This window comes from Citrobacter sp. wls826 (assembly GCF_005281245.1).
In the GTDB taxonomy this organism is placed as follows: domain Bacteria; phylum Pseudomonadota; class Gammaproteobacteria; order Enterobacterales; family Enterobacteriaceae; genus Citrobacter; species Citrobacter braakii.
In genome coordinates, this window is sequence record NZ_SZWS01000045.1 from 52,125 (window position 1) to 78,775 (window position 26,651).

General features: G+C 52.9%; 22 protein-coding genes. 14 read left to right on the forward strand and 8 right to left on the reverse strand.

Annotated elements, in window-relative coordinates; genetic code table 11:
* The 3 genes from rhaD to rhaB form a co-directional block, all read right to left on the reverse strand.
* On the reverse strand, positions 1-537 hold a 537-nt coding region (rhaD, locus tag FDW87_RS22220; protein WP_252363095.1), incomplete at its 3' end, for a rhamnulose-1-phosphate aldolase.
* A gap of 141 nt (positions 538-678) precedes the next feature.
* Complete coding sequence (gene rhaA, locus FDW87_RS09845) at positions 679-1,938, reverse strand: L-rhamnose isomerase (RefSeq protein WP_019077926.1); 1,260 nt, start codon at positions 1,936-1,938, stop codon at positions 679-681.
* Positions 1,935-3,404, reverse strand: a complete 1,470-nt coding sequence (rhaB, locus tag FDW87_RS09850; protein WP_137379696.1) for a rhamnulokinase — start codon at positions 3,402-3,404, stop codon at positions 1,935-1,937. The genes rhaA and rhaB overlap by 4 nt, the downstream gene beginning before the upstream one ends.
* A 300-nt stretch (positions 3,405-3,704) precedes the next feature.
* Here rhaB and rhaS point away from each other — a divergent pair, with 300 nt between their 5' ends.
* From rhaS to FDW87_RS09890, 7 genes are all read left to right on the forward strand, one after another.
* Entirely contained in the window at positions 3,705-4,553 is an 849-nt protein-coding gene (gene rhaS / locus FDW87_RS09855; RefSeq protein ID WP_016157890.1) for an HTH-type transcriptional activator RhaS, read from the forward strand.
* 105 nt (positions 4,554-4,658) lie between these two features.
* Positions 4,659-5,507 carry an HTH-type transcriptional activator RhaR gene (gene rhaR, locus FDW87_RS09860; protein WP_049040553.1) on the forward strand — a complete coding sequence of 283 codons (849 nt, stop codon included), beginning with the start codon at positions 4,659-4,661 and terminating at the stop codon, positions 5,505-5,507.
* 613 nt (positions 5,508-6,120) lie between these two features.
* Complete coding sequence (locus FDW87_RS09870; RefSeq protein ID WP_016157892.1) at positions 6,121-6,435, forward strand: PTS fructose transporter subunit IIB; 315 nt, start codon at positions 6,121-6,123, stop codon at positions 6,433-6,435.
* Positions 6,428-7,543, forward strand: coding sequence for a PTS fructose transporter subunit IIC (locus FDW87_RS09875; protein ID WP_047415600.1), 1,116 nt, complete (start codon positions 6,428-6,430; stop codon positions 7,541-7,543). The genes FDW87_RS09870 and FDW87_RS09875 overlap by 8 nt, the downstream gene beginning before the upstream one ends.
* Before the next feature lie 87 nt (positions 7,544-7,630).
* The gene (locus tag FDW87_RS09880; RefSeq protein ID WP_137379697.1) at positions 7,631-10,222 is read left to right on the forward strand and encodes a glycoside hydrolase family 38 C-terminal domain-containing protein; all 2,592 of its coding nucleotides are present in this window, start codon (positions 7,631-7,633) and stop codon (positions 10,220-10,222) included.
* A gap of 4 nt (positions 10,223-10,226) precedes the next feature.
* Positions 10,227-12,716 carry a phosphoenolpyruvate--protein phosphotransferase gene (gene ptsP, locus FDW87_RS09885; RefSeq protein WP_137379698.1) on the forward strand — a complete coding sequence of 830 codons (2,490 nt, stop codon included), beginning with the start codon at positions 10,227-10,229 and terminating at the stop codon, positions 12,714-12,716.
* A gap of 3 nt (positions 12,717-12,719) precedes the next feature.
* Entirely contained in the window at positions 12,720-13,898 is a 1,179-nt protein-coding gene (locus tag FDW87_RS09890; RefSeq protein WP_016157896.1) for an MFS transporter, read from the forward strand.
* 116 nt (positions 13,899-14,014) lie between these two features.
* Here FDW87_RS09890 and rhaT read toward each other — a convergent pair whose 3' ends face one another.
* Entirely contained in the window at positions 14,015-15,049 is a 1,035-nt protein-coding gene (gene rhaT, locus FDW87_RS09900) for an L-rhamnose/proton symporter RhaT (protein WP_016157897.1), read from the reverse strand.
* 201 nt (positions 15,050-15,250) lie between these two features.
* Complete coding sequence (locus tag FDW87_RS09905) at positions 15,251-16,672, reverse strand: L-fucose/L-arabinose isomerase family protein (RefSeq protein ID WP_019077921.1); 1,422 nt, start codon at positions 16,670-16,672, stop codon at positions 15,251-15,253.
* Between the two features lie 255 nt (positions 16,673-16,927).
* On the opposite strand from FDW87_RS09905, the gene sodA reads away from it, so the two are divergent.
* On the forward strand, positions 16,928-17,548 hold the full coding sequence (sodA, locus tag FDW87_RS09910; protein WP_016155203.1) for a superoxide dismutase [Mn]: 621 nt from the start codon (positions 16,928-16,930) through the stop codon (positions 17,546-17,548).
* Between the two features lie 235 nt (positions 17,549-17,783).
* Positions 17,784-18,767 (forward strand): 2-keto-3-deoxygluconate transporter, encoded by a 984-nt coding sequence (kdgT, locus tag FDW87_RS09915; protein ID WP_016155204.1) that lies wholly within the window; start codon positions 17,784-17,786, stop codon positions 18,765-18,767.
* Between the two features lie 41 nt (positions 18,768-18,808).
* Here the strand turns inward: kdgT and FDW87_RS09920 are convergent, their stop codons facing one another.
* Positions 18,809-19,705, reverse strand: coding sequence for a dihydrodipicolinate synthase family protein (locus FDW87_RS09920; RefSeq protein WP_137367538.1), 897 nt, complete (start codon positions 19,703-19,705; stop codon positions 18,809-18,811).
* A 152-nt stretch (positions 19,706-19,857) separates the two neighbouring features.
* Here FDW87_RS09920 and yiiM point away from each other — a divergent pair, with 152 nt between their 5' ends.
* The 4 genes from yiiM to FDW87_RS09940 all read left to right on the forward strand — a co-directional run bounded on the left by yiiM (position 19,858) and on the right by FDW87_RS09940 (position 23,799).
* Positions 19,858-20,532: a 6-hydroxyaminopurine reductase gene (gene yiiM, locus FDW87_RS09925; RefSeq protein ID WP_137367539.1), complete on the forward strand. Its 675-nt coding sequence runs from the start codon at positions 19,858-19,860 to the stop codon at positions 20,530-20,532.
* A gap of 228 nt (positions 20,533-20,760) precedes the next feature.
* On the forward strand, positions 20,761-21,465 hold the full coding sequence (locus FDW87_RS09930) for a GntR family transcriptional regulator (RefSeq protein WP_019077919.1): 705 nt from the start codon (positions 20,761-20,763) through the stop codon (positions 21,463-21,465).
* Positions 21,466-21,473: 8 nt separating this feature from the next.
* Complete coding sequence (locus tag FDW87_RS09935; protein ID WP_049040558.1) at positions 21,474-22,430, forward strand: sugar phosphate isomerase/epimerase; 957 nt, start codon at positions 21,474-21,476, stop codon at positions 22,428-22,430.
* Positions 22,431-22,548: 118 nt separating this feature from the next.
* Positions 22,549-23,799, forward strand: coding sequence for an MFS transporter (locus FDW87_RS09940; protein WP_137379708.1), 1,251 nt, complete (start codon positions 22,549-22,551; stop codon positions 23,797-23,799).
* 40 nt (positions 23,800-23,839) lie between these two features.
* On the opposite strand, the gene cpxA is transcribed toward FDW87_RS09940, so the two are convergent.
* Positions 23,840-25,213, reverse strand: coding sequence for an envelope stress sensor histidine kinase CpxA (cpxA, locus tag FDW87_RS09945; protein WP_016155210.1), 1,374 nt, complete (start codon positions 25,211-25,213; stop codon positions 23,840-23,842).
* Positions 25,210-25,908, reverse strand: a complete 699-nt coding sequence (gene cpxR, locus FDW87_RS09950) for an envelope stress response regulator transcription factor CpxR (protein WP_006686193.1) — start codon at positions 25,906-25,908, stop codon at positions 25,210-25,212. Before cpxR ends, cpxA begins: the two co-directional genes overlap by 4 nt.
* 150 nt (positions 25,909-26,058) lie before the next feature.
* Here cpxR and cpxP point away from each other — a divergent pair, with 150 nt between their 5' ends.
* Positions 26,059-26,559, forward strand: coding sequence for a cell-envelope stress modulator CpxP (gene cpxP, locus FDW87_RS09955; protein ID WP_016155211.1), 501 nt, complete (start codon positions 26,059-26,061; stop codon positions 26,557-26,559).
* Positions 26,560-26,651 lie beyond the last annotated feature (92 nt).

Genomic DNA, 26,651 nt, shown 5'->3' on the forward strand with positions numbered 1-26,651 from the left:
GCCATCCGGGAACACCACCAGACACTCGGTGCTGCCTTCCCACAGTTTGCGGGTAATCAGCGGGGTGTTGTTTTCCAGCACGTAGGTCAGGGCGATCAGGTTGGTAGCATGGCAGTGCATGATCACGCGGTCTTTGCCGTTCGTCGCTTTAATACGCTCGCAATGGGAGAGGAAGTGAGCCGGCAACTCAGAGGTTGGCACCGCTTCGTGGGTCAGGCCCCAGAGGATGTGGTAGCCCGCGCCGTCGCTGTCTACTTTCACCACGCCCAAATTTGCCGCGGGATCGAGCTGAACGTTACGGAAAAATTTACCGGAACCGGTGACGATAAACGGCGTGTTAGCCAGCAAAGGCATTGGCTGACTTAGCGCGATATAGCGCGGTTTTTCGTGGAAATCGGCGCTAAATGGCGCAATATCAGCCTCATCCAGACGCAGCGTCAGATTGCCGCCGTTACGTTCGTCCCAGCCTTTCAGCCACGCGTCGGAAGTGGCTTTGATCATCCCCTGGACGAACCAGGAATTAGTCATGTTTTGCATATTCGGTGATCCTGTTGATTGCCCGATCGTTATCGGGTCTTACGTAAGCCGGATAAGTGAAGATCCATCCGGCTTCGTGTTTCATTCATTGCCGGATAGCGACGTGGGCGTCTTATCCGGCCTGTAAGCCTGGTGTCACGGTTAGCTACGTTTGCTCAAAATCTCTTTCTCATAGGCGCGCACGCTGTCCAGCCACTGGCTTCCTGCTGGCGTGTCGTGACGCTGGCAATACATCTCCCAGACGGCCTGCCACGGCAGCGATTTTTGCTCTTCCAGCAGGGCCAGACGAGCGGTGTAGTCGCCGCTGGCTTCAAGCTGACGCAGTTGCTCGGTCGGTTCTAACAGCGCGCGCAGCAGGGCTTTTTTCATATTGCGAGTGCCGATAACCCACGCGGCGATGCGGTTAATAGAGGCGTCGAAGAAGTCGAGGCCGATGTGTACGCGGTCAAACAGGTTGTGGCGGACGATCTCGCTGGCAATCGCCTGCGTTTCATCATCCAGCAGCACCACGTGATCGCTGTCCCAGCGCACCGGACGGCTGACGTGCAGCAGCAGACGCGGTACGTACAGCATGGCGGCGGAGATTTTGTCGGAAATCACTTCAGTCGGATGGAAGTGACCCGCATCCAGGCACAGCGCGGTCTGACGGCTGGTGGCGTAACCCATATAGAACTCGTTGGAGCCCACGGTGTAGCTTTCGGCGCCGATGCCAAACAGCTTGCTCTCGACGGCGTCGATATGGTGCGCCGGGTCGAGTTTTTCGCTGATCACTTCATCCAGTGCTTCAAGCAGACGTTGGCGCGGTGCTAACCGGTCAACGGTAATGTCTTTCATGCCATCCGGGATCCAGATATTCATCACCGATGGCGTACCCAACTGCTCGCCAAAATACGCTGAGACGCGACGGCTGGCTTTGCAGTGGTCAATCCAAAACTGGCGAATGGTGTCATCGGCGTGGGCCAGCGTGAAGCCGTCGGCGCTCAGCGGGTGAGAGAAGCAGGAGGGGTTGAAATCCAGCCCTAACTGGTTTGCTTTCGCCCACTCGACCCAGTTTTTAAAATGTTCAGGTTTGATTTGGTCGCGGGCAACCGGCGTATCGGACTCCAGATAGATCGCGTGCAAATTCAGACGTTTTGGACCCGGGATCAGGCTCAGCGCCTGCTCCAGATCGGCGCGCAGTTCGGTGGCGTTACGCGCTTTGCCCGGATAGTTGCCGGTAGCCTGAATACCGCCTGTGAGCGAGCCTTCCGGATTCTCGAAACCGGCGACATCATCGCCCTGCCAGCAGTGCATGGAGACCGGCAGACGATCGAGCTGGCGTAAGGCCGCCTCGACATCAATGCCTACCGCGGCGAAACGCAGTTTTGCCAGTTCCCAGGCTTGTTCAAGTTGAGTGGTCATGCGCAAAGCTCCTTTGTCTGTCGTAGTGATGGAAACTGCGCCTGGTAGCGGGCAATTTCACTTTCAGGATTTGGAATGAAGGTGGTCAGGTCGTAGTTGGCACGCACCACCTGACGGAAATCATCAACGTTGTTCAGCTCGTCCAGCGTCATCAACTGGATGCCAATATTGCCGAGCGTGGAGGCCTCAATCGGCCCGGACATCACGCGAATGCCGCAGGCATCCGCGCACAGCTGGTTCAGTAGGGCGTTCTGGCAGCCGCCGCCAACGATGTGCAGTTGGCTAAATGCTGCACCACGCAGTTGTGCCAGTTCTTGCAGAATGTCAGCGTATAGCAATGCCAGGCTGTCGAAGATACAGCGCGCCAGTTCGGCGTTTTGCTGGGGAACGGGTTGACCCGATTCACGACAGGCTGCCTGAATTTCCGCGCTCATATCATCGGGGTTGATAAAGCGATCGTCGTTCGGGTTTATCAGGAATTGGCAGGCCGGCAGCGCTTGCGTTTGGGCAATAAGCGTTGGCAGGTCGGTAATCTGGCGCTCTTTTAAAACGCGCTGGAGCAGCCACAGTCCCATGATGTTTTTCAGTACGCGGTAGCGCCCTTCCGCGCCCCCTTCGTTGGTGATGTTCGCCGCCAGCGCCGCATCGTTGGTATACGGCGTTCTGCTCTCAAAGCCCATCAGCGACCAGGTACCGGAAGAGAGATACGCACTATTTTTATCGGCCAGTGGTGAAGCGATGACCGCGCTGGCGGTGTCGTGACTGGCGACGGCCACAACCGGAATTTGGTTTTTCTGCGGGCAAATCCAGTGACCAATGACGTTCCCCGGATGCGTCGGGCGACCAAACCAGGATTTGTCTGCCCCGGTCCACGCCAGCAGCGTGTCATCCCAGTCGTCGGTGTTGATATTGACTAACTGGGTGGTGGTGGCGTTGGTGTATTCCCAGTTCAATTTGCCGGTCAGGCGAAAGCTGAAGTAGTCGGGGATCAGCAGAGCATGTGCCACCTGCGCAAGCAGTTCTGGCTGCTGTTCAACCAGCGCACGTAGCTGATACAAGGTGTTAAACGGCAGAAACTGAATGCCGCTACGGCGGTAGATTTCACCTTTACCTGGCTGCGCCATCGCCTGTGACATAATGCCGGTCGTGCGGCTGTCACGGTAAGAGACCGGCAGACCAACACGTTGGCCGGCGTTATCGATCAATACGTAATCCACGCCCCAGGTATCAATGCCAATGCTGTCTATCCGAATGCCTTCATCACAGACTTTTTTCAGGCCAAGGCGAATGTTGTTTTCCAGGCTGTCGATGTCCCAGGTGTCAAAACCGTCCGTTTTTTGCAGACAGTTAACGAAGCGGTGGATTTCACGCAGCGTCAGGGTGCGGTGTTTACTGTCGTAACGTGCGAGCATTACGCGCCCACTGGATGCGCCGAGATCGACAGCGACACAATGGCGAAAAGTCATGGCGAGGTCCTTCTGAGTTTTATTGCACTCAGTCTAAGAACCCCGAATAAAGCGTACCTTCTTGACAGTGACAGCCCCAATTAGCGGCTGGCAACATGGCAAAGGTGAACGTGATGTTGTTCACAGTTTCCACTAATCGCGCGGATTTTGGCGGATGTGACGCCTTCCGCATTTCCCGATCTTTCCCGCCATTTCTTGAAGAATTAACCGTGTTTACGCACTTTGGCGTCAAAAAATTAAGGTGAGGGTAGGAACCCTTAATTACTATTCAGCCATATTCGTTAATCAGGGGGAGCCGTCATGACCGTACTGCATTGCGTGGATTTTTTTCCGACAGGTAAAGCGCCTGTGGCTATTGAACCGCGGCTTCCTCAGCCCGCGTTTCCTGAACATCATCATGATTTTCATGAAATTGTGGTGGTCGAACATGGAACGGGGATCCATGTGTTCAACGGACAGCCTTACACCATCAGCGGCGGTACGGTGTGTTTCGTCCGCGATCATGACAGGCATTTATATGAACATACTGACAATCTGTGTCTGACCAATGTGTTGTATCGCTCTCCGGATGCGTTTCAATTTCTGGCCGGGCTGAATCAGCTTTTGCCTCAGGAACAAAATGGGCAGTATCCCTCCCACTGGCGCGTAAACCAGGGCGTACTGCAGCAGGTTCGTCACCTGGTGGGGCAGATGGAGACGCTCGGCGAGGAGATGGATACGCCCACGGCGGCAAATCGTGAGATCTTGTTTATGCAGTTGCTGGTACTGCTGCGTAAAAGCAGCCTGATGGAAGCGGCGACCGATAACGATGCGCGGCTTAACCTTTTGATGGCATGGCTGGAGGATAACTTTGCCGAAGAGGTGTGTTGGGAGGCGCTGGCCGAGAAGTTTTCGCTCTCTTTACGCACTCTGCATCGCCAGCTTAAACAGCAAACAGGATTGACGCCGCAGCGCTACCTTAACCGTCTGCGACTGATTAAAGCCCGACATCTTCTCCGCCACAGTGATGACAGCGTGACTGATATCGCTTATCTCTGCGGTTTCGGTGACAGTAACCACTTTTCGACGCTTTTTCGCCGTGAGTTCGAGTGGTCGCCACGCGATATTCGTCAGGGGCGTGACCTTATAGCGGGAAGCAGCCTTCAGTAACGCGAAAGCTATCAACGTTTTTTACCGTCCGTTTGCTGATAATCATACCCTTTCATGCCGGATAAGCGCAGCGCATCCGGCAAGCGTACAGGTTGAGGTGATATGATGGCGAATCATCTGGTTCTTTTGAAATCAGACTTTTTTGCGCATGAGCAGCAGGCTGTCGCCGTGGCCGATCGTTATCCGCAGGATGTCTTTGCTGAGCATACCCACGAGTTTTGCGAGCTGGTTCTGGTCTGGCGCGGCAATGGACTGCATGTCCTTAACGATCGTCCGTACCGGATAACCCGTGGCGATCTGTTTTACATTCGCGCCGAAGATAAACACTCCTACACCTCCGTTAACGACCTTGTGTTGCAAAATATCATCTACTGCCCGGAGCGGTTAACGCTGAATGTTGACTGGCAAGGGGCGATCCCCGGATTTGACGGTACGCCAAGGCAGCCGCACTGGCGACTTGGCAGCGTTGGCATGACCCAGGCCAGACAGGTGATAAGCCAGCTTGAGCATGAAAGTAATCAGCGCGATGCGCAGGCCTTTACCATGGCTGAGCTGCTGTTTGGTCAACTGGTAACTCACCTTAAACGTCATCGTTATGCCACGGATACGCTCCCGGCGACGTCAAGTGAAACGCTGCTGGATAAACTGATCACCGCGTTAGCCGGTAGCCATGAGCATGCGTTCGAACTGGATACGTTTTGCGAGCGTGAACGGTGCAGCGAACGCGTTTTGCGCCAGCAGTTCCGTAGCCAGACCGGGATGACTATCAACCATTACCTGCGGCAACTGCGCATTTGCCATGCTCAGTACCTGTTATCGCATACTGAAAAGCTGATTGGTGAAGTTGCTATGCAGTGCGGTTTTGAAGACAGTAACTATTTTTCGGTGGTATTTAACCGCGAAGTCGGGATGACGCCAGGGCAATGGCGCCATCGTAGTCGGGTGACACCATAATATATAAATGTGGTTTATATATTGCAGTGGCGTTTTGATACATATTCAGACTAAATCAGACATAATGAGTGAATGCTCTGTGCAATAAATCACAGTTGCTCTTTTATTTTTGTTTTATTCTCAGCAAACTTATTTATCGGAGTAACGTTTGTGTTGACCAACTCTATAATCATCAAAAGTCTGCTTTTAATTTTGCTATCTTGCGATCGCAAAATTAAACGTATGCTTGATTATTTTTGCTGGTTTAATTCCGTTAACGATCTGGCTGAAAATGATATCGCCGAGCAGGAGTGTATGGATACGCAAATGGCGCGCGAATGGTCCAGCCTGTGGGACTGCGCCAGCGAAGCTATCGGCGCGAGCGTACGTCAACGCTGTCATCGTCCTGCCCGTTTTGGCCTGCATTTCCCGCAGGCGCTGCTGTGCCGTCGCAAACGTGATGAGCTGGCCTTCAGTTTCCGTAACTCCAGCCTGCACCAACTGTTAGTTTGCCGCCATGCCAGCGGCGCTGACGGTGAAAGCCAGGTTTATCAATTTGTTAGTCCTACACAAAGCACAATGCGCACTTTCGCCATTGTGCTTTTTTTATTGCCTGAATCTACGAGGAATCATTATGTACATTGTTTGTGTTGCAGCTTGTCCGACCGGCGTTGCTCATACCTACATGGCTGCGGAATCGCTTGAAATCACGGGGAAAAACCGTGGGCATGAAGTTAAAGTGGAAACGCAGGGGAGCATTGGCGCTGAGAATGAAATTACGCCAGAGGATCTGGCGCGCGCTGACGCGGTCATCATTGCTGCCGACGTTGCGATTAGCGGGAAAGAGCGTTTCGATGGCATGGTGAAGCTCGAATGCAGCGTCTCTGATCCCATCAAATTTGGCGATGCGGTGTTTGAAGCAGTAGAGCAGGAGGTTGCAAATGGCTAAGTTTCAGGGGGGAGACAAACCGTCTACCGGGATAGAGGTCAAGAACGCCATTATGACCGGCGTTTCATGGATGCTGCCGTTTGTCATTGCTGGAGCGGTGCTAATGGGGATCGCCCGTATCGGCGCTTCTCTCTACGGTATTGATAACATCTGGGATGCCAGCTACGAGCAGGCCGGCATGGTGGTGCAGTTGCTGCACAAATTTGATGGTTTCGGCGGGCTGGCGCTGTCCCTGATGTTGCCGGTGGTGGCCGGCTATATCAGCTTTGCGCTGGCGAACAAACCGGGTCTTGCGCCGGGGATGATTGGCGGACTGCTGGCGAGTAACCTGGGAACGGGTTTTCTCGGCGCGCTGGCGGCCGGTTTTGTCGCGGGCTATATCGTTCGCGCCCTGAACCGCTACATCAAATTGCCGAAGGCGCTCTCCTCTGCTGTGCCTATTTTCATTCTGCCAGTCGGCGGTACGCTGCTGACATGCGTGGTGATGGCATTTATTATCGGTACGCCGCTGGCGGCGTTGAATCACGGCATGGAAAGCTGGCTGTTATCCATGTCCGGCACGAACAAAGTGCTGCTGGCGGCGGTCATTGGCGGCATGGTTGGGTTTGATCTCGGCGGCCCGATTAACAAGGCGGCGGTGACGACGGCAATGGCGTTACTGGCCTCCGGTATTTATGACCCAAACACCGCCGCGCAGGTGGCGATTATCGTGCCGCCAATTGGTCTGGGTGTCGCTACGCTGCTGTGGTCGTCACGCTTCCCGGAATCCCTGCGTGAGGCGGGTAAAGCCTCTACGTTGATGGGGCTGATTGGTGTTTCTGAAGGCGCCATTCCGTTTGCGCTGTCAAATCCAAGAATTATTGTCGTCAACGTGATTGGCTCGGCGGTGGGGGCGGCGATGGCGGTAGGATTAGGGGCGGTAAACCATGCGCCGATCTCCGGTTTTTACGGCTGGCTGGCGGTAGAAAAATGGCCGATTTATGTGCTCTCAATTGTCTGCGGCTCGGCGATTATCGCCTGCGGCTCACTGTTGATATTCCGTGGCCCGACAGCCACGCCTGAGGTGAGAAAAGAGACGGTGGCGCCGAAATTTAAAGCCAGCCGTTAGACGTACTACTGAATTAATATTTCCCTATGTTTAGCGCGGGTAAATATCCGTGCGGGTTACCTACGCCTTAAAACAGGAATAAACGAAATGAAAACGGTTCATTTAATTCAGCACACGCACTGGGATCGTGAATGGTATTTTACGGAGAATGATTCCCAGGCTCTGCTTTATTATTTTATGGCAGATCTTATCCAACATCTTGAAGCGGATGAATCATTAGGTCCATTTATGCTTGATGGCCAAACGGTGGTGCTGGAGGATTATTTCCAACTGGCACCAGAAAACCGCGAACGCGTGCAGGCGCTGGTGAAAGCCGGACGTTTGTTAATCGGTCCCTGGTATACACAGACCGATTTTTTGGTGGTTGGCGCTGAGTCCATCACCCGCAATCTGCTGCTGGGGCAGGCTGACTGTGACGAGATAGGGCCGAGAATGGCGGTCGGTTATGTGCCGGACTCCTTTGGCCAGAGCGCACAGTTGCCCATGTTCCTTAATCAGTTTGCCATCGACCACGCGATTATCTGGCGCGGCTGGAGCGAGTACGACACGCCGTTTACCGAGTTCCGCTGGCGAAGCCAGGGGGGCAGCGTTGTGACGACGGCAGTATTACCGCAGGGTTATGGGTGCGCTAAGTGGTTGCCGACGGATGCCAACCAGGCCTGGCCGCGCCTCTCTGCGGTTATGGAAAAGCAGGCGGCATTTAGCCGCAGTACGCAGCTACTACTGCCGAACGGTAACGATCAGTCACCGTTTGAGTACGGCGTTCCGGCAATGCTCGACACGCTGAACCAGGAACAAACGGCGTACCGCTTTATTCGCAGCGACTTTAGCCGTTACTTTGCCGCGCTGGCGGATACGCCGCTGGCGATCTTTGAGGGCGAACTGCTAAGCCCGAAATATATGCGTATCCATCGCGGTATTTTTTCTACCCGCATGGATATTAAACAGGCCAACGTCCGGCTGGAGAACTTCGTCAGCCGTCAGCTAGAACCGTTGCTGAGTATGGCCTGGACGCTGGGGTTGCCCTATCCGCAGCGTGCCATTGAGACAATATGGCGCGAGGCGATGAAATCCCACGCTCACGATAGTATCGGTGGGTGTAACGCCGATCGCGTGAATGCAATGGTTAAGGCGCGTTTGCTCTCGGGTCAGGAAAAAGCCGAGCGCCTGTACGAGCTGAATATGCAGATGTTGGCAAACGGCATTACGGCGCAGCAACAGGGTAAAAAAATCATCGTCTTTAACGCGCTGCCGTCGGTGCGCGATGGCCTGGTGGCGCTGACGCTCTACCTACCCGGTGAGGCGTTTCGCATTGTTGACGAGCAGGGACAACCCTGTCGCTGGCAGATTATGCGTGAGACATCGCAAGATATGTCCGTCATTGTTCAGGAACTGTCCAATAGCCCCGATCCCGTCTTCTATCGGCGGTGCGATATTTTACTGGAGGTCGCATCGCTCCCCGCCTGCGGCTATACCACCCTGTATCTGCAAGATGAGTGCGCCCCCGGATTTGCTGTGCCGTCCTCGACAGAAGAGGCGCTGGAGAACCCGTGGTTACGCCTGACGCTGGAAGGCGAACAGGTTGTTCTGGTCGATAAGCGCAGCGGTAAGCGCTGGGAGAACCTTATTCAACTGGTGGACGGCGGCGATGCCGGTGACACCTATAACTATTCTCCACCAGAGGATGACTGGCGCGTTACCGGCGCAGGGGCGCTGCTTCACGCCGACTGGCAGCGCGGCGCGCTGGTGGACACGTTGTCGCTAAGCTGGTCTATCGCAGCACCGCACACGCTGGCCGACAGGCAGGAGCACCGTTGTAATGCACGACTGGATGTCAGCATGGTGGTCATGCTGGATCACCAGCGCCCGACGCTGGACCTCCAGGTTAGCGTCAACAACACCTTGCACGATCATCGTTTACAGGTGGAAATTCCTGCTGATGTCTTTACCGATGTCCATTTTGCCGATCAACCGTTTGGTCTCATTCGTCGCGCCAACCGACCGGCCACGCTGGATGTCTGGCAGCAGGAAAATTGGGGTGAAGCCCCGGCATCGCTGTGGCCAATGCAAAGTCTGGTAATGATGCATGATGGCAAGCAGGGCATCAGTGTGGTGACGGAGGGGCTGCGAGAATATGAAATTCCCGCAGAACGCCCATCGGTTATCGCCATTACGCTACTGCGTAGCGTGGGTTGGCTGGGACGTGCCGGTATGCCGTGGCGTCCGGGACGCGCATCCGGTATGGCGTTGCCTTCCCCAGACTCACAGATCCCAGGCGAATTTAGCGCCCGCTTCGCGCTCATCCCGTTGTGTGATGGTGAAAGCCCGAACTTCTGGCGTGAAGTCGAAGCCTGGCGAACACCGCCAGTTGGCTGGCTGGATTCCGGCTGGGCGCGTTTTAAAACCAATCCACACGCGCTGACATTCCCGACAGCCTACAGCCTGCTGCACTGGGAGACACCACTCCATTTCAGCACCTTGAAAAAAGCGCAACGTGAAGATGCGCTGATTTTACGCGGCTGGAACCCCGGCTCGCAGCCGCAGATCAGCTCAACGCCGGTCGCTGATGCGACAGTGTGCGAAGTGACGCTGGCGGAAAAATCGCTGAACTCATCGCATGAAACGATACCGGCCTGCACGCCGATCTCATGGCGTATTACGCCTGCAGCCAGAGGATAATATTGTGTTAAACATTTGTTTTACCTGCCCGTTGCCAAATGGTCTACATGCTCGCCCCGCCAGTGCGTTAGAGCAGCGCGTCAGCGCATTTCAGGCTCGCGTTCAAATAGGCAATCTGCGTAACCAGCGTCAGGCCGATGTCCGTAGCGTGTTGGCGATGATTGGGACCGATATTTTGTATCAGGACCCGTGTGAACTGGTGATTGAGGGCGAGGATGAATCTGCCGCGCATCAGGCGCTGACTCAGTTTGTGAGGCAAGAGTTTGCCGCGTGTGACGAACCCGTTGCCCAGACGCCGGAACGGGTGGAGCAACCTCTGCCGGTTTTTCTGGCGCAGACCCGTGCGGAGTGGGTGCGCGGTAACGGCGTGAGCGCTGGGCTGGCGCAAGGGGTGGCAATGCATCTGGGCGTGCCGGATCTGTATCAATTGGCAGAACAAGAGGCGGTGGCGGCGCCGGCTGTACAGCGAGCCGCGCTGACGGCGGCACTTGAGCAAGTACGCCGCGAGCTTCACGACGCATTACCGCATACACAGGGAGAAGCCGCGTCGGTGCTACAGGCTCATGTCAAACTGCTGGACGATGCGCTCTTCGAAACCTCGCTACTTACCGACCGTACAGCGCGCAATGCGCTGGCAGCATTGGCGCTGGCGCTGGATGAACTGAGCGCGCCGCTGCGCGAAAGTCGCAGCGTTTACCTACAACAGCGGGTGCTGGATTTACAGGATTTGGGCCTGCGTCTGGCGGCGCATCTCACCGCGCAGCCGCTGATGCCGCAAACGGCATTGTCGCAAGACACCATCGTTATCAGTCCGGTTCCCATAACGCCAGGCCAGTTTCTGGCGCTGCGCGGTCCGCATCTGAAAGGTGTGGTGATGGGCGCGGGCGGGGAAACATCACATACCGTCATTCTGGCGCGATCGTTTGGGGTTCCGCTGCTGAGCGTAGAGGCGGCGGAAGCGGGGCGTATTCGCGGTGGTGAAGCGCTGCTGCTCGACACTCGCCACGGGGTGGTGGTGGTGTCACCGGATGAGCAGGCTCTGCGGTGGTATCAACTGGAAGAGGACAAACGTCAGCGCCTTGAGGCGCGTTTACAGCCGCTTATTCAACGCCCTGGGGCGACGCAAGAGGGCGAACGGGTGACGGTGCTGGCGAATATCGCGCTGGCGGCGGAAGTGGAAACGGCATTTGCCGCCGGGGCGGAGGGGATTGGTCTGTTCCGCACTGAAATGCTGTTCTGCGAACGAGCCGCGCCGCCTGACGAGGAGGAGCAGTACCAGGCCTATCGTCACGTGCTGGAACAGGCGCGGGGGCGTAAAGTGGTGATCCGTACGCTGGATATTGGTGGTGATAAACCCTGTGACTATCTGGCGATGCCGCCGGAGGAAAACCCGTTTCTTGGCTGGCGCGGCATCCGCCTGTATCCCGAATTTATGTCGATTTTCCGTCCTCAGATACGTGCGCTACTGCGTGCCAGCGCCGCCGGACCGTTGCACATTATGGCGCCGATGGTGACTACGCTTGCTGAGGTGAAGTGGCTGCGTGAACAGTTCCAGCAAACAGCGGCGCAACTGCTGGCCGAGGGGGCGGCGGTTGGGCAGTGGTCGCTGGGTATTATGGCGGAAGTGCCATCAGTGCTTTATCTGCTGGAGAAAGCCGCCGCGTATATCGACTTTGTTTCGATTGGCAGCAACGACCTGACGCAATACTTCCTGGCCTGCGACCGGGGCAACGCGCAGGTTCGACATCTCTACAATTATTTTGACCCCGCGTTTTTACAGTTACTGAAGGAGATGACGGCGCGCGCGCAGCGGGCCGGTATTGAGATCAGCCTGTGCGGCGAGATGGGCGGCGACCCGTCGGCGCTGGCGCTACTGTTGGGCGTTGGTTTACGACAGATCAGCATGTCCTCAAGCCGTATTGCGCCAGCAAAGGCGCGCTTAATGACCTTAACCCTCGCGCACAGCGAGCAGACGCTGGAACGGGCATTAGCCTGTGAAAGTGGTCAGGACGTGGCGGTACTACTTTCGCAACAGGTGGCGGCGCAAGCAAAACCCGTGTTTGATCCCGCCCTGATCCTGCTCGATCAGGCGATTACCCGTAAAGCGGAAGCGATTAAGGTGCTCACCGATAATCTGGAGGTCGAACAGCGGGTCTTTTCCGGCTCAGCCGTTGAAGAGGCTATTTGGCAGCGTGAAGCGATTTTCTCTACCGCATTAGGATTTGCAATTGCGCTTCCGCACTGCAAATCGGCGGCGGTCGCGCACAGTAGCGTGTCGGTGATGCGTTTGAGTGAGCCGCTGGCGTGGAGCGACGAGGTGGATGTCTCGCTGGTTATCATGCTGACGGTGAGTGAGCAGGAGAAGGGCGATCATATGAAAATCTTCTCCCGTCTGGCGCGTAAGTTGATGCATGTGGAGTTCCGTGAGCAGTTGCTTGGCAGCATGTCGCCGCAGGATGTCGCCGTGCATCTGGCACAGGAAATGGCGGGATAAATCATGGTACAGAATCCTCGCCGGGCGTTCATTATGCTGTCGTCTGTCTTTTTTTACTGGGGCGTCCTGACGGCAATTAATAGCGCCACGATTCCCTTTTTCCGGCAAGTTTTTTCGCTTTCATGGCGAGACTCGATGTTGGTAAATGTGGCGTTTTATCTCGCACCGTTTGTGATTTGTTTACCGTGTTCAGGCTGGATGGCGCGTTTAGGGTATCGCAGCGCACTCTTACTGGCGTTGATACTTGCCGCAAGTGGTTCGGTGGTGATTGCCGTATCGCTCTGGCTGGCATCATTTGCCGGTTGCCTGGTGGGGATTTTCATTGTGGCGATGGGGGTTGCGGCGATGCAGGTGGTCGCAAACCCTTATGTTAATCGGCTTGGCGAGGCGCAAAGTGCGGCTGGACGCCTCAGTCTGGCGTCGTCCATCAACTCCCTCGGGGCGGCGCTGGCGCCTGTCGTCCTGGCGGTTGTTCTGGCTGGCTCTGTCATTTCAGTTCCAGGGATGTATCTCGGTTTGATGCTGGTGGGAGGCATACTGCTGGTTGCGTTATACCGTTTTTCAATTGCTGATTTTCGTGACGCGCACGAGAATATTTTTTCTGCGATTCGTGCGCTCAGGCGCTATGCGCAGTTTCGTACTGGGGTGAGTGGCATTCTTGTTTATGTTGGCGTGGAAGTCAGCATGGGTACTACGGCTCTCAGCTATCTTCACGACCCGTCTTTGGGCGGGTTTTCGCTTGCACAAGCGACCTCCTTTATCGCGTTGTACTGGGGCGGTGCATTGGCGGGTCGGTTTTTGTATGGCTTGCTGGCTCACTGTTGCCGACCTCAGTTGTTGTTTTGCCTGTGCTCTTCGGGAGCGGTACTACTAACCGTTGCCGCGATAGTTTTCGCTAACCGTTTTGGCGGCTATTGCCTGCTGGCGACGGGGCTCATGAACTCGGTGATGTATCCCATTATTTTCTCTCGCACGCTCTCCGGACTTGATCGCTATGCGGCATCTATTTCTGCTTGCTTGATTATGGCGGGCATTGGCGGCGGGGTGCTGCCCTTTATCCAGGGGATGGTTATTGATGCTATTGGCCTGCGTTTGAGCTTTTGGGTGCCGGTTATCGGGTATCTGTTTTTATTGCTGAACGGATTTAAGCTATACGCTCGAACGGAGGTATTTTGTGAGTAACGCCATCATTATTTGGTTAATTTAAGGTAGTACAACGGAAACTGATTTTCGGTGGTATTTAACCGTAAAGTTGGGATGACGCCGAGCCAGTGGCGTCATCTCAGTACCCAACATGATTAGCTGGCCATTCCCAGACCAACAATGTTTGCCGCGACAATGATCACTACGCAGCCAAGACTTAGCACGCTGACCGGACGTCTCCCTGCATTGCTCCACTCTTTCATGATCAGGCCCACGATACCACCGCACAGGACGTAGAAGCTCATGTGCAGCATCCAGCTCATGTAGTCATACTGTGCTGGAATTTTGGCATGGCCCCAGGCGTAAAAGAAGAACTGGAGATACCACATCAGGCCAGCAAGCGCAGAAAACAGGATATTGCTGATAATTAGCGGTTTTGCTAAAGAGAAGTCGGCCTTTACTGACAGGTTTTTCATTTTTGCCAGACGAATGAAGCAGTATCCCAGATTGATCACCGCACCACCGCCCATGATGACTACGTAGCTTGGCAGGGCGACATACAGCGGATCGATACCGAGTGTTGCAGCGGCTTCGTGCATTGGTTTAGCCGCATCCATGGCAAAGGACATCCCCGCGGAGAAAAAGCCGCACATCACCGCCAGTATCAGACCTTTTTTCAGATTGAACTCTTCGGCTTTGATGCCCATCTTGCGCTCTTTTAACTGTCCGGCGCGGGTGACAATCGCCACTCCGATCAGGGCGACCAGCACGCCGAGCAGGGTCATACGTCCGCCTGGTGTGCCAATGAGCACGTCAAATTTACCGGCAATGATTGGCGTCATTAAGGTACCAACAATTAGCGTAATGCCGATAGCGATCCCGATCCCCATCGACATACCGAGATAGCGCATAGTCAGGCCATAGTTGATATTACCAATCCCCCACATGGCACCGAATAAAAATACCGGCAGCAGGGTGGACGCACTGAATGAACTGTAATAGGCCCAGAAGTCCGGCAGAAGGATCGCGCTGACGAGCCAGGGAAGGATCAGCCATGAAACAAAACCACCTATAGACCACATTGTTTCCCAGGACCAGTGTTGTACCTTTTTAAAAGGGGCATAGAAACAAGCGGCACTAGCGGCACCGATAAGATGCCATATTATCCCCATCGTAATTGCGTTACCCATTCTGTTTCCTTTTGAATTATCGATTTGGCAGGATGAAAACACCCGTTTTGATGTTCAAAAGTCTAAAGAGTGAGCAATAGATTAACCTTCAGCATGCTGCCGTGTGATCAGTAATGCTGGCAAAATTCAGGGGATGAAAGGGATATTGATCACAAATGCGGCTCCGCCCCTCTTTTTTGAGAAGGGCGGAAATATAGAGGATTAGCAAATTCTTACTGCCTGAATACCCAGTAGCCAGGCGAGTTTTTCCAGTGCCTCGCCATGGTGCCCCAGGCCAATGCTGCAATGATGAGCTGGGCCGCCCATACACCATTGCGTGGTGAACTCGCGAGCTGATAACGGGAAGCGATAGCGGCTATTAGTGTTGCCAATATCCAGGACTTCACCTGGTACAGCTTCACCCTCGGCATACTGTAAACGCACCCCGTTTTCGGCATCTTCAATTACCGAAAGAAAGGTCACCGGACCTGATTTTACGGTCATCTGGATAGATACACCTTTACCGGGTTTACCATGATAAACCGGCAGCGGCACCAGACTCACCGGACCATCCGCCATCAGCGGGTGTGCCGGACCGTCATGTCCCCACAAAACAGCATCATCATTAAATTCAATGCCATATGGTTCTGAGAATGAACCGCCAGCCCCCAGAAGTTGCTGAATTTTCATCGCCAGCACATTTTTGATTTCATATTCTCCCGCTACGGGAATACCACGGTGGGTAAGCAGCGTGTTGCCGAGAATGATTGAGGTGATGATGTTCTCGTAAGCGTTGCCGTTACGGCCTTCATAGTAATAGGCTAGTGCACCGAGTTTATTCTGGGCAATTAGTTTATCCATGGCGCAGGCAGTGGTGAGTGCGCGGTTGAGCTCTGCAGGTTCGCATGCCGCATCCAACTGAAGTACACGGTGCATTTCCTGTCGTTTGGCGTTGAGGTCTGCCTCGCTGACCTGCTCGCGATATTCCGCCAACTCACACATTTCCAGTGGCTTAAAGCGTACGCCCATTTTGGCGGACAAGTTCGTCATATTGCTGTAAACGTCTACCATGCCGTCATAATAGTGCCCGAGGACGCCGACCTGACAATTTGCCAGCATTTGACGAGCGTTAAGTGCCTGTAGCCACTGCGCCGTTTGTTGCCAGACATACTCATCGCCCTGTAATGCGCCAACAATCAACTGAAAGCGGATATTCGCACGGTTAAACACGTTTGCCAGTTCGGGGGCGCTGCAGGCCTGACAGTGCGCCAGCCACTCTCCAGTACGACCTCCCCGATCGGGAATTTGACGGATTGTTGAATAAGGCAGCCCTGGCTCTGGCTGTAGGGCCAGAATAATGACCGGTTTATTGATACTCTGCACAAGCGGTAGCACCGTTGAGCTGAGCGCATAGGTGCTGATGTAAAGACAGACAGCATCGACCGGCTGTTGCTGCAACCGTCTGATAAGGGCATCGGCTTTATCGACGTTATCAATCAGGCCGCCATTAATCACGCTGGCTTGTTGCGCCGTCAGGCGCTCATCAATTGATTGCAGATAGCCCTGAAGACGTGACTCCAGGCCTGTAAACTGGGGCCAGTATGTGTCGAGGCCGATACCAAAAAGGGCGATGTTGACAGACATAGCAATATTTCCTTGTGAGATAATTTTCAGACTATGTCGTGCTTTATCTCCCATGTCCTTCATGTCGCTGCCTATTTTCTACTCAGATTGGCAAAATCAGCCTGATTTTCCCAGTGATGCTCACACTTTTACCTCATAATAGCCATGTAAAAAGTACGGCATTGATAATCATTTTCAATATCATTTAATTAACTATAATGACCCAACTGCTTACGCGGCGTTAACACTGGCCGCCCGACAATACTGGAGATGATTATGAGTTATACACTGCCATCCCTGCCGTACGCTTATGATGCCCTTGAACCGCACTTTGATAAGCAGACGATGGAAATCCACCATACCAAACACCACCAGGCTTACGTAAACAACGCGAACGCTGCGCTGGAAAGCTTGCCTGAATTCGCGAGCCTGCCTGTTGAAGAGCTGATCACCAAACTGGATCAACTGCCAGCAGACAAGAAAACCGTACTGCGTAACAACGCGGGCGGCCACGCTAACCACAGCCTGTTCTGGAAAGGTCTGAAAACCGGTACTACGCTGCAGGGCGACCTGAAAGCGGCTATCGAACGTGATTTCGGCTCCGTGGACAACTTCAAAGCTGAATTTGAAAAAGCTGCGGCAACCCGTTTTGGTTCCGGCTGGGCGTGGCTGGTTCTGAAAGGTGACAAACTGGCTGTTGTTTCCACTGCTAACCAGGATTCCCCGCTGATGGGTGAAGCTATCTCTGGCGCTTCCGGCTTCCCGATCGTGGGCCTGGACGTTTGGGAACACGCTTACTACCTGAAATTCCAGAACCGCCGCCCGGACTACATCAAAGAGTTCTGGAACGTGGTGAACTGGGACGAAGCTGCCGCGCGTTTCGCAGCGAAAAAATAAGTTCTACGCTTTAGTAAGCCCCTGCAAGCGATGCTTGTGGGGGTTTTTTTGTGATCAAAATCAATATAAAAACAATGATCCATTTAAATTGAAACAAGGTTTTATTATGCGAGTGAGATCACTTTTATAGTCTCTATGAATGTCTATCTTCGTTTCATCAAGACGGGCGCATCTCATAAGCAAGATGCAATCGCCCATAAAAATTGCCCCATTTTTATGTCTACAGGTGATGGAAATGCAGATCAAACGAACGATAGAGAAAATCCCAGGCGGCATGATGCTGGTGCCGCTTTTTTTGGGCGCGTTGTGTCACACCTTTTCCCCCGGCGCCGGGAAATACTTCGGCTCCTTTACCAACGGTATGATCACCGGTACGGTGCCTATTCTGGCGGTCTGGTTCTTTTGTATGGGGGCGTCGATCAAGCTAAGCGCCACCGGTACCGTGCTGCGTAAATCAGGCACGCTGGTCATAACCAAGATTCTGGTAGCGTGGGTGGTCGCGGCGATTGCTTCACGTATTCTGCCGGAACATGGTGTAGAAGTTGGTTTCTTCGCCGGCTTGTCTACGCTGGCGCTGGTGGCCGCCATGGATATGACCAACGGCGGGCTGTATGCCTCGATTATGCAGCAGTACGGCACCAAAGAAGAGGCCGGGGCGTTTGTCCTGATGTCACTGGAGTCTGGCCCGCTGATGACTATGGTGATTCTGGGAACCGCCGGGATCGCTTCGTTTGAACCGCACGTGTTTGTCGGGGCCGTATTACCGTTCCTGATTGGCTTTGCGCTGGGGAATCTGGACCCTGAGCTGCGGGAGTTCTTCAGCAAAGCGGTGCAGACATTGATTCCTTTCTTTGCCTTCGCGCTTGGTAACACCATTGATTTGAGCGTGATTGCGCAGACCGGTGTACTGGGTATTTTGCTGGGCGTGGCGGTAATTATCATTACCGGTATCCCATTGATTATCGCCGATAAACTGATTGGCGGCGGCGATGGCACAGCGGGGATTGCGGCCTCCAGCTCAGCTGGTGCGGCGGTCGCTACGCCAGTGCTGATTGCTGAAATGGTTCCGGCATTTAAACCGATGGCGCCGGCAGCAACTTCCCTTGTCGCCACGTCGGTGATTGTGACCTCCATTCTGGTGCCGATTATCACTTCCATCTGGTCGAAAAGAGTTAAAGCCAGGGCGGCGGAAATTGATATTCGTAGCGCCGTGAAGTAAGTCTCTTTTGCCGGATGGTCTGTTCCATCCGGCTTAACGATTTACGCTTTGACGACAAATACCTCATCGATGGTCCGACACTCCCCCTCGTTCAACTCTCCGCCGGCATTTCGTGACACGCCGGTGCAATAGCCAAACTTACGCGATACCACGGTTTTGATGGTGGTGACGAAATCTTCGCCGATGGCGTAGATGGACATGTAGGTGCCAATCTGGTCCTGAATGTCGCGAAGTGCTGTCAGGTCGCCCTGTTTAAATGCTTCCCGTGCGCTGACAAACAGTTCAGGCATGACGTTGTTTAATCCTGAAATCACCCCCGCGCCGCCTGCCAGCAGGTTAGGAATGTAGTATTCGTCATAGCCGGACAACACGGCAAAATCCTCCCGTACGGTGCGGGTGGTCTGGATCATACTGCGAGTATGGGACTGGCAGTCGACGGTATCTTTAATGCCTGCGAAGTTGGGGAACTCGGCGGCGAGGGTGGCAACCAGTTCAGGTGTTAAATCGCAGCCAGTGCGCGCCGGAAAGTTATAGGCAAACCATTTACCGCTGAGCTTCTGCCCCAACTGACGGAAGTAGCTCAGCAGCTGTTTTGCCGTTTGCCCATAGTAGTAAGGCGGCAGGATCATCACGGCGTCGTAATCGGCGCGATACGCTTCCTGCGCCATCAACAGCACATCATTCTGGCAGGTGGATGAGACGTTGGCGACCATCTTCAGCGAGCTCATAGCGCGAGCCTCGCGGATTAGTAACAGCTTTTCTTCGAGCGTAAAGGAGGCAAATTCCCCGATGCTACCCATCAGCAAAATCACGTCGATTTTGGCCTCGGTAAGGCGTTTGAGATGCTGGCTTAGACCGTTAAGATCGATCTTGCCGTCATTATCCATTGGCGTAATGGAAGGACACCAGACGCCAGCAAATTGCGATTGACCAGTCACGTTGTTGACTCCTTATTTGAAATGATGTTTCAAAACCAGATTACATTGATAGCATGTGTCCCTAAGTTTCATGTGAACCGTGCTCTCATTTTGAGCGACTGGGGTAAAATAAATGTGGTGTAATGGGGGAAATTTATCGGGAGAGGGAACAGATGCGATATCCGGTCGATGTTTTTACAGGCAAGGTTCGGGACTACACGGGAAGCCGTCCCAGCGCGATTGCTAAGGTCCAGGTTGACGGCGAGCTGATGCTGACCGAACTGGGGCTGACGGGTGATGAACAGGCGGAAACGAAAATTCACGGTGGGCCGGATCGCGCGCTGTGCCACTATCCGCGTGAACACTATCAGCACTGGAGACAAGAGTTTCCGGAGCAGGCAGAGCGCTTTGTCGCGCCCGCGTTTGGCGAGAATCTCTCTACTCAGGGGCTAACGGAAGAGAATGTATTTATTGGCGACATTTTCCAGTGGGGAGATGCGCTGATTCAGGTCACGCAGCCGCGCTCGCCGTGCTTTAAGCTGAATTTCCATTTTGGCATCAGCGATATGGCTAGCCAGATGCAGGATGCAGGCAAGACGGGCTGGTTGTGCAGCGTCATCGCTCCAGGCCAGGTGTCGGCGGACGCGCCGTTGATCCTGGCTTCACGCGTCAGCGACGTCAGCGTGCGGGAGGCGATTGCCATTGCCTGGCATATGCCGTTTGATGACTCACAATATCACCGTTTACTCTCGGCTGCCGGGTTATCGAAAAGCTGGACCAGAACGATGCAAAAGCGTCGTTTAAGCGGCAAGATCGAAGACAATTCCTGCCGTTTGTGGGGAAAATAAAGCCATTCTGGCCATGCAATTAAATCAGGTGGTAACACCTGATTTGCCTTTCTCGTGGTTCTTATCTCTGCATACTAAGGCGGGTTAAAAAACCTGCTTGTCACGCCATGTTTTCAGTCCATTCTTGATACCTGGCCCACAAAAAGAAACTCTGCGTTGAAAAAAAACTTGAGTATTTCCTGCACTCAAATATCTTAGCTTTAAATTGGTTTAAACCAGATGAGCAAGATGAAAAAGAAAAACAATGTTGATGTGCTTAGAGAGCGCTTTGAAAGCTGGTTAAACGAGAATAATTTGCCAGCGGGCTCTAAATTGCCTTCGGAGAGAGAGTTATGTGAGTTGCTGGATGCGAAGCGCATGACCTTACGTCAGGTTCTGATTGAGCTTGAGATCGATGCGCGTATCTTCCGAAAGAACCGCAGTGGTTGGTTTATTTCATCGAAGCGATTTATTTATAATCCCAAATCACTTTCCAGCTTTAATGCTGAAGCCTGTGCTCAGGGGCGCAAGCCTTTTTGGGGTTATTTAACCAAAGAAACGATTGCGACGGTTCCGCACCATGTTGATGATGTTTTTCTCTCCTCCGGTGATCGCTATTTAGTTACCGGTTGGTGTGGTCTTGATTCGCATAAAGTGTTTTACCATGAGTCCTATATTGATGCTGATGTTGCGCCAGGATTCATTAACAAATTGGGCAATCAGTCTTTTGCCAGCGTCTGGGAAGATGCGTTTGGTCATGCTTTAAATATCAAAGAAATGATTTTTAAACCGGTCAATATGCCAGAAGTGGCCTGCAAAGAGTTGGGCGTTGCGCCTAATACTTATGGAATTTTAGTAGAAAAACATCGGGCTACCCGAGATAAAAAAGTGGTTCAGGTTGATTTTGAATACTGGCGACTTGAATCTGTGGAACTTGTTATTCGTGATGAATGAGAAAAATAATGGGAAAATGCAACCAAGAACTTCTCGCTGAACGTGCGAGAAATATACCACTGTACCTACATGCTTATGCCTTTCATCTGAATATGCGCTATGAGAGAGTCCTTCCGGGCGATCTTCTGGATATTGCGCATCAGCAACAATTAAAGGGAGTGAAAATACATGTTGAGGATGGTGAGTCCCAATCGCTGCAGAAACTAAACGATCGGCAGTTGCACGATTTTAAAGAAAAGGCCAAAAAATATAACCTCGATGTACATATTGAAACGAGCGCATCGGACAAGGTGACATTGACGGATGCGATCCGTATTGCTGTGGCAACTGGCGCAACTTCAGTACGTTTCTACCCCCGCTATGAAGGACATCTCAACGATGTCATGGCAAAGATTGCCAATGATATTGCGTGGTTGTCTCAGTATGACGATTGCGGACTAAGCTTTACTATCGAACAGCATGAAGATCTGCAAGGCCATGAACTGGTGACGCTGGTTAATAATAGTGGAATGAAGAATCTCTCTATTCTGTTTGATTTTGGCAACATGATTAACGCCAATGAGCAGCCGCTTTCTGCGTTAGAAGTCATGTCCCCTCTAATCACTCAGGTGCATATCAAAGACGCAAAAATTATTAAAGAAGGTAAAGGCTGGGGGCATGAGGCTTGTCGTTCAGGATACGGTGATTTACCAATGGAAGAGATGCTTAAGGCATTATTACTTTTAGGTGAGGACAAGCCGCAAGTAAATGCTTTTGGTCTGGAAGAGGAAGTTGAATATTATGCTCCGGCATTTCGTTTTGATGATGAAGGTGATAATCCCTGGATCCCATGGCGCGATGCAAGCTATACGCCGCTGCCCGACAGTAACATGATTGATGCGCGACTGGCGCAGGAAAAAGAACATGCTCTTGCTCAAATAAAGTATATCCGTGATTTATGCGACAAGTTTACAAGTAATAAATAAACTTCTTTAAATATTATTAAATGCGAAAAGGGTTATGAAAATAACTCTCTTAATTTATTAACTGCATGATTTAATTTAAATATTTCTCTCAACAAGCAATGAGGGTTTAATTATGTTCATGAACAAATGGGCAAGGCTCTGTTTTTTAATTTTAGGCGGCGGCACAATATTCAAACTTTCAAGTATGAAAGACGTTTTCTATGTGCCAATGCAAAGTGACTGGGGTTTAACTAATACGCAAATTGGTTTAAGTTTTACTGTTTATACGATTGTTCAGACAACCGGGCTTTTTCTGTCGCTCTATATCGCAGACCGTTATTCCAAGAAAATATTATTACCATTTGGTCTGATCGGCGTTGGGCTATGCGGTTTATATTTGGCGACGCTACCGTCATTTATCGGTTATCTTATTTGCTTTGCCGCAATGGCGTTCTTTGCCGATGTGGTTTATTGGCCGGTGTTATTGAAAGCTGTGCGTCTGCTAGGTACGCAAGAAGAACAAGGGCGTATGTTTGGCTTTTTAGAAGCCGGACGTGGCGTGGTGGATGTTATCGTCGCTTCTGGCGCTCTGTTTGTTTTCGTCCAGTTTGGTGAAGGTAAAGCGGGGATGCAGGCTGGACTGCTGTTTTATACGCTAATTACGCTGGCTGCGGGCGTTCTCACTTACTTTATTGTCGATGATGACAAAGTGAAAGGCGGCGAGAAAACCAGTGCCAACATGGAAGTCTTAAAGGGTATCAAACATGTGTTGTCCTGCCCTAACGTCTGGCTGGCTTCTTTAGGGATTTTCTTCGTTTACGCCGCGTACTGTGGCCTGACTTACTTCATCCCATTCTTAAAAGATATCTACATGCTGCCGGTAGCGCTCGTCGGCGCGTACGGCATCATCAACCAGTATGCATTGAAAATGGTGGGAGGGCCGATTGGTGGGCTGCTGGCGGATAAGGTTGCTAAATCACCTACGGTTTACCTGAAGTGGACGTTTCTGATCTCTGCTGCTGCTATGGTTGTTTTTATGCTGTTGCCACATCAAACGATGAATGTGTATATCGGTATGGCGGCGACGCTAGGATTTGGGGCGATTATTTTCTCACAGCGCGCCATTTTCTTTGCGCCAATGGATGAGATTGGTACCCCGCGTGAATATGCCGGTTCGGCGATGGCATTTGGCTGTATCATCGGTTATATGCCCGCCATGTTTGCGTATACGTTATACGGCTATTTACTGGATACCAATAGCGGCATCACGGGCTATAACTATGTCTTTAGCGTGATGATTGCGTTCAGCTTAATGGGCTTTATCTGTTCGACCATTCTGGTGAAGCGGATTAAAAAGCAAAAGCTAGCGGCTGCGACTGTGGCAGCATAATGTGAGAACTTCCCCGGTACGACGTTACCGGGGAAGCCTGTTAAGCGCGTTTATACAGCGGCAACCAAATTACCAGCCGTAAACCACCCAGCGGGCTGTCTTCGGCTTTCACCCAGCCACGATGCTGTTGGATTGCGGTTTCAACAATCGCCAGACCCAGACCTGTTCCGCCAGACTCGCGATCGCGCGCCTCATCGGTACGATAGAACGGACGGAAAATCTGTTCTCGGTCTTCAGGGCTAACGCCCGGGCCATCGTCGTCGACGGTGATGGTAATCCCATCGATATCCACCGCGAAGCCAACTTCAATCTGCGTGTGTGAATAACGCAGGGCGTTGCGCACAATGTTTTCCAGCGCGCTTTCCAGCGCATTTGGGTTGCCGTACAGCGGCCACGGGCCCGGCGGGAAATTCACCGTGAGTGATTTACCCATCTGCTCGGCTTCAAAGGCGGCGTTATCCAGCACTTCGCCCCACAGCTGATTGGCTTTCACCGTTTCACTGACCAGCGCGTTTTTCTGCTGATTGCGTGACATCACCAGCAGGTCGTTGATCATGCTGTCCAGCCGATGCGCTTCTGTTTCAATACGCTCCAGCTCTTTGCTTTCACCGCTACGACGGCGCAGCAGCGCGGTGCCCAACTGCAGACGCGTCAACGGCGTTCTCAACTCGTGAGAGATGTCCGACAGCAGGCGTTGCTGCGAGGTCATCATTCGCTCCAGCGCCGTCACCATCTGGTTAAAGCTGGCGCCTGCCGCCAGAAATTCCTGCGGACCGGCTTCCAGTTCCGGATGCTGACGCAGGTTGCCCTGGGCCACTTCATCCGCCGCGTTTTTCAACTTACGCGCCGGTTTCGCCAGACTCCAGGCAAGCCAGAGCAATAGCGGAGAGCTGACTAACATGGTGACAATCAGCAACAACAGCGGTCGGTCGAACAACAGATTGATAAAATCAGATTGTGAGCTGCTGGCAGGTCGAATGAGATACAGCTGGTAGTTATCTTCGCCGTCTCTGACGGAGAAAGGCCCGACCATCTCAACGCGACCGTATTTTTTCTTTTGCGGATGGTCGGCGTTATCGGCCTGACCAATAAAGTTACGAATGATCTGCATTTCGTTGCGTTCTGCGCCGATCACGCGTCCTTCCGTCGTAACAAGCAATAACCGCTGTCCTGGCGGCGCCCACTTGTCTATCGCCCGAAACAAGCGACGCCACCACATTAAATCATTGGGTGGATCGTTCGCCAGTTCAGCTTCAACGTGTTGCTCAATCATCAACCCCTGGCGCTGCTCGCTGTCCAGTAGCTCGGTCATCTGGCGTGAATCAAGCTTGGGTAACATCAGTACCAACATCAACACCAGTGCCAGCGTCAACCAGAAGATGGCAAAGATGCGTGCGGTTAAGCTCCCTATCATGAAGCGGAGACCATCAGGTAGCCGCGACCGCGCAGGGTTTTAAACCACGGGTGTCCGTCTTTACGTTCTGGCAGCTTACGACGCAGGTTCGAGATATGCATGTCGATCGCGCGATCAAAAGGCGTCAGGCGTTTGCCCAGCACTTCCTGGCTCAGGTGTTCACGCGAAACCACCTGACCGAGATGCTGTGCCAGCAAATAGAGCAGGGTGAATTCGGTGCCGGTTAATTCCAGGGTTTGCCCGTCAAAGCTGGCTTCCTGGCGACCCGGATTAAGGCTTAACGCATCCACTTCCAGAGTCGGCGAACCGTTGTCGCTGTTCTGCTGCTGTTCGCTCCAGTGTGAGCGACGCAAAATAGCGCGGATGCGCGCGACCAGTTCACGGTCGTTAAACGGTTTGGGTAAATAGTCGTCCGCGCCCAGCTCAAGGCCAAGTACGCGATCCAATTCGCTGCCGCGAGCGGTCAGCATGATTACGGGTGTCTGGTGTGTCTGACGAAGTGCTTTCAGCGTATCAATGCCATTTTTCTTCGGCATCATGACGTCGAGCAAAAGTAAATCGATGCTGTCATCCAGAAGCTCAAGCGCCTGTTCCCCATCATAGGCAACCAGCACATCGAAACCTTCCATTTCGAGCAACTCCTTTAACAGGGAAGTCAGCTCTCGGTCATCATCAACTAACAGGATTTTATTCATTGTTTACGTACCTCCGAGGCAGAAATTACGTCATCAGGCGTCGCTAATCTATGACTTTACGTTGTTTTACACCCCCTGACGCATGTTTGCAGCCCGAATCGTAAACTGTCTCTCGTTGAATCGCGACAGAAAAGATTTTGGGAGCAAGTGATGGGCAAAGTTACCGCTGCCGTCATGGCCTCAACGCTGGCACTGAGTACTTTAAGCCATGCAGCTGAAGTCGTCACAGGCGATCACTGGCACCTGGGTGAAGGCTCCGCGCAACGCAGCGTTCAGAGCCACATGTTCGACGGTATCAGTTTAACCGAACATCAACGTCAACAGATGCGAGATTTAATGCAGCAGGCAAGACACGAACAGCCTCCTGTTAATGTTAGCGAAATGGAGACAATGCATCGCCTTGTCACCGCAGAGAAATTTGATGAACGCGCTGTGCGCGCTCAGGCAGAAAGAATGGCGCAAGAACAGGTTGCCCGCCAGGTTGAAATAGCCAAGGTTCGCAACCAGATGTATCGCCTGTTAACGCCCGAGCAGCAAGCGGTTTTAAATGAGAGACATGAACAACGAATGGAGCAACTGCGCGACGTAGCGCACTGGAAAAAAAGCTCATCGTTGAATTTATTGAGTAGTAGCAACTCACGTTCCCAGTAGTAACCCTGTTTTCCTTGCCATAGACACCATCCCTGTCTTCCCCCACATGATGTGGGGGTTTTTTTTGCCCAAAATTTGTCACTCGGTTATTG

Bases quoted from the DNA above. Each gene is read 5' to 3' on its own strand.
- rhaA (WP_019077926.1), bottom strand. From the start codon at position 1,938: ATGACCACTCAACTTGAACAAGCCTGGGAACTGGCAAAACTGCGTTTC.
- rhaB (WP_137379696.1), bottom strand. From the start codon at position 3,404: ATGACTTTTCGCCATTGTGTCGCTGTCGATCTCGGCGCATCCAGTGGG.
- rhaS (WP_016157890.1), top strand. From the start codon at position 3,705: ATGACCGTACTGCATTGCGTGGATTTTTTTCCGACAGGTAAAGCGCCT.
- rhaR (WP_049040553.1), top strand. From the start codon at position 4,659: ATGGCGAATCATCTGGTTCTTTTGAAATCAGACTTTTTTGCGCATGAG.
- FDW87_RS09870 (WP_016157892.1), top strand. From the start codon at position 6,121: ATGTACATTGTTTGTGTTGCAGCTTGTCCGACCGGCGTTGCTCATACC.
- FDW87_RS09875 (WP_047415600.1), top strand. From the start codon at position 6,428: ATGGCTAAGTTTCAGGGGGGAGACAAACCGTCTACCGGGATAGAGGTC.
- FDW87_RS09880 (WP_137379697.1), top strand. From the start codon at position 7,631: ATGAAAACGGTTCATTTAATTCAGCACACGCACTGGGATCGTGAATGG.
- FDW87_RS09890 (WP_016157896.1), top strand. From the start codon at position 12,720: ATGGTACAGAATCCTCGCCGGGCGTTCATTATGCTGTCGTCTGTCTTT.
- rhaT (WP_016157897.1), bottom strand. From the start codon at position 15,049: ATGGGTAACGCAATTACGATGGGGATAATATGGCATCTTATCGGTGCC.
- FDW87_RS09905 (WP_019077921.1), bottom strand. From the start codon at position 16,672: ATGTCTGTCAACATCGCCCTTTTTGGTATCGGCCTCGACACATACTGG.
- sodA (WP_016155203.1), top strand. From the start codon at position 16,928: ATGAGTTATACACTGCCATCCCTGCCGTACGCTTATGATGCCCTTGAA.
- kdgT (WP_016155204.1), top strand. From the start codon at position 17,784: ATGCAGATCAAACGAACGATAGAGAAAATCCCAGGCGGCATGATGCTG.
- yiiM (WP_137367539.1), top strand. From the start codon at position 19,858: ATGCGATATCCGGTCGATGTTTTTACAGGCAAGGTTCGGGACTACACG.
- FDW87_RS09930 (WP_019077919.1), top strand. From the start codon at position 20,761: ATGAAAAAGAAAAACAATGTTGATGTGCTTAGAGAGCGCTTTGAAAGC.
- FDW87_RS09935 (WP_049040558.1), top strand. From the start codon at position 21,474: ATGGGAAAATGCAACCAAGAACTTCTCGCTGAACGTGCGAGAAATATA.
- FDW87_RS09940 (WP_137379708.1), top strand. From the start codon at position 22,549: ATGAACAAATGGGCAAGGCTCTGTTTTTTAATTTTAGGCGGCGGCACA.
- cpxA (WP_016155210.1), bottom strand. From the start codon at position 25,213: ATGATAGGGAGCTTAACCGCACGCATCTTTGCCATCTTCTGGTTGACG.
- cpxR (WP_006686193.1), bottom strand. From the start codon at position 25,908: ATGAATAAAATCCTGTTAGTTGATGATGACCGAGAGCTGACTTCCCTG.
- cpxP (WP_016155211.1), top strand. From the start codon at position 26,059: ATGGGCAAAGTTACCGCTGCCGTCATGGCCTCAACGCTGGCACTGAGT.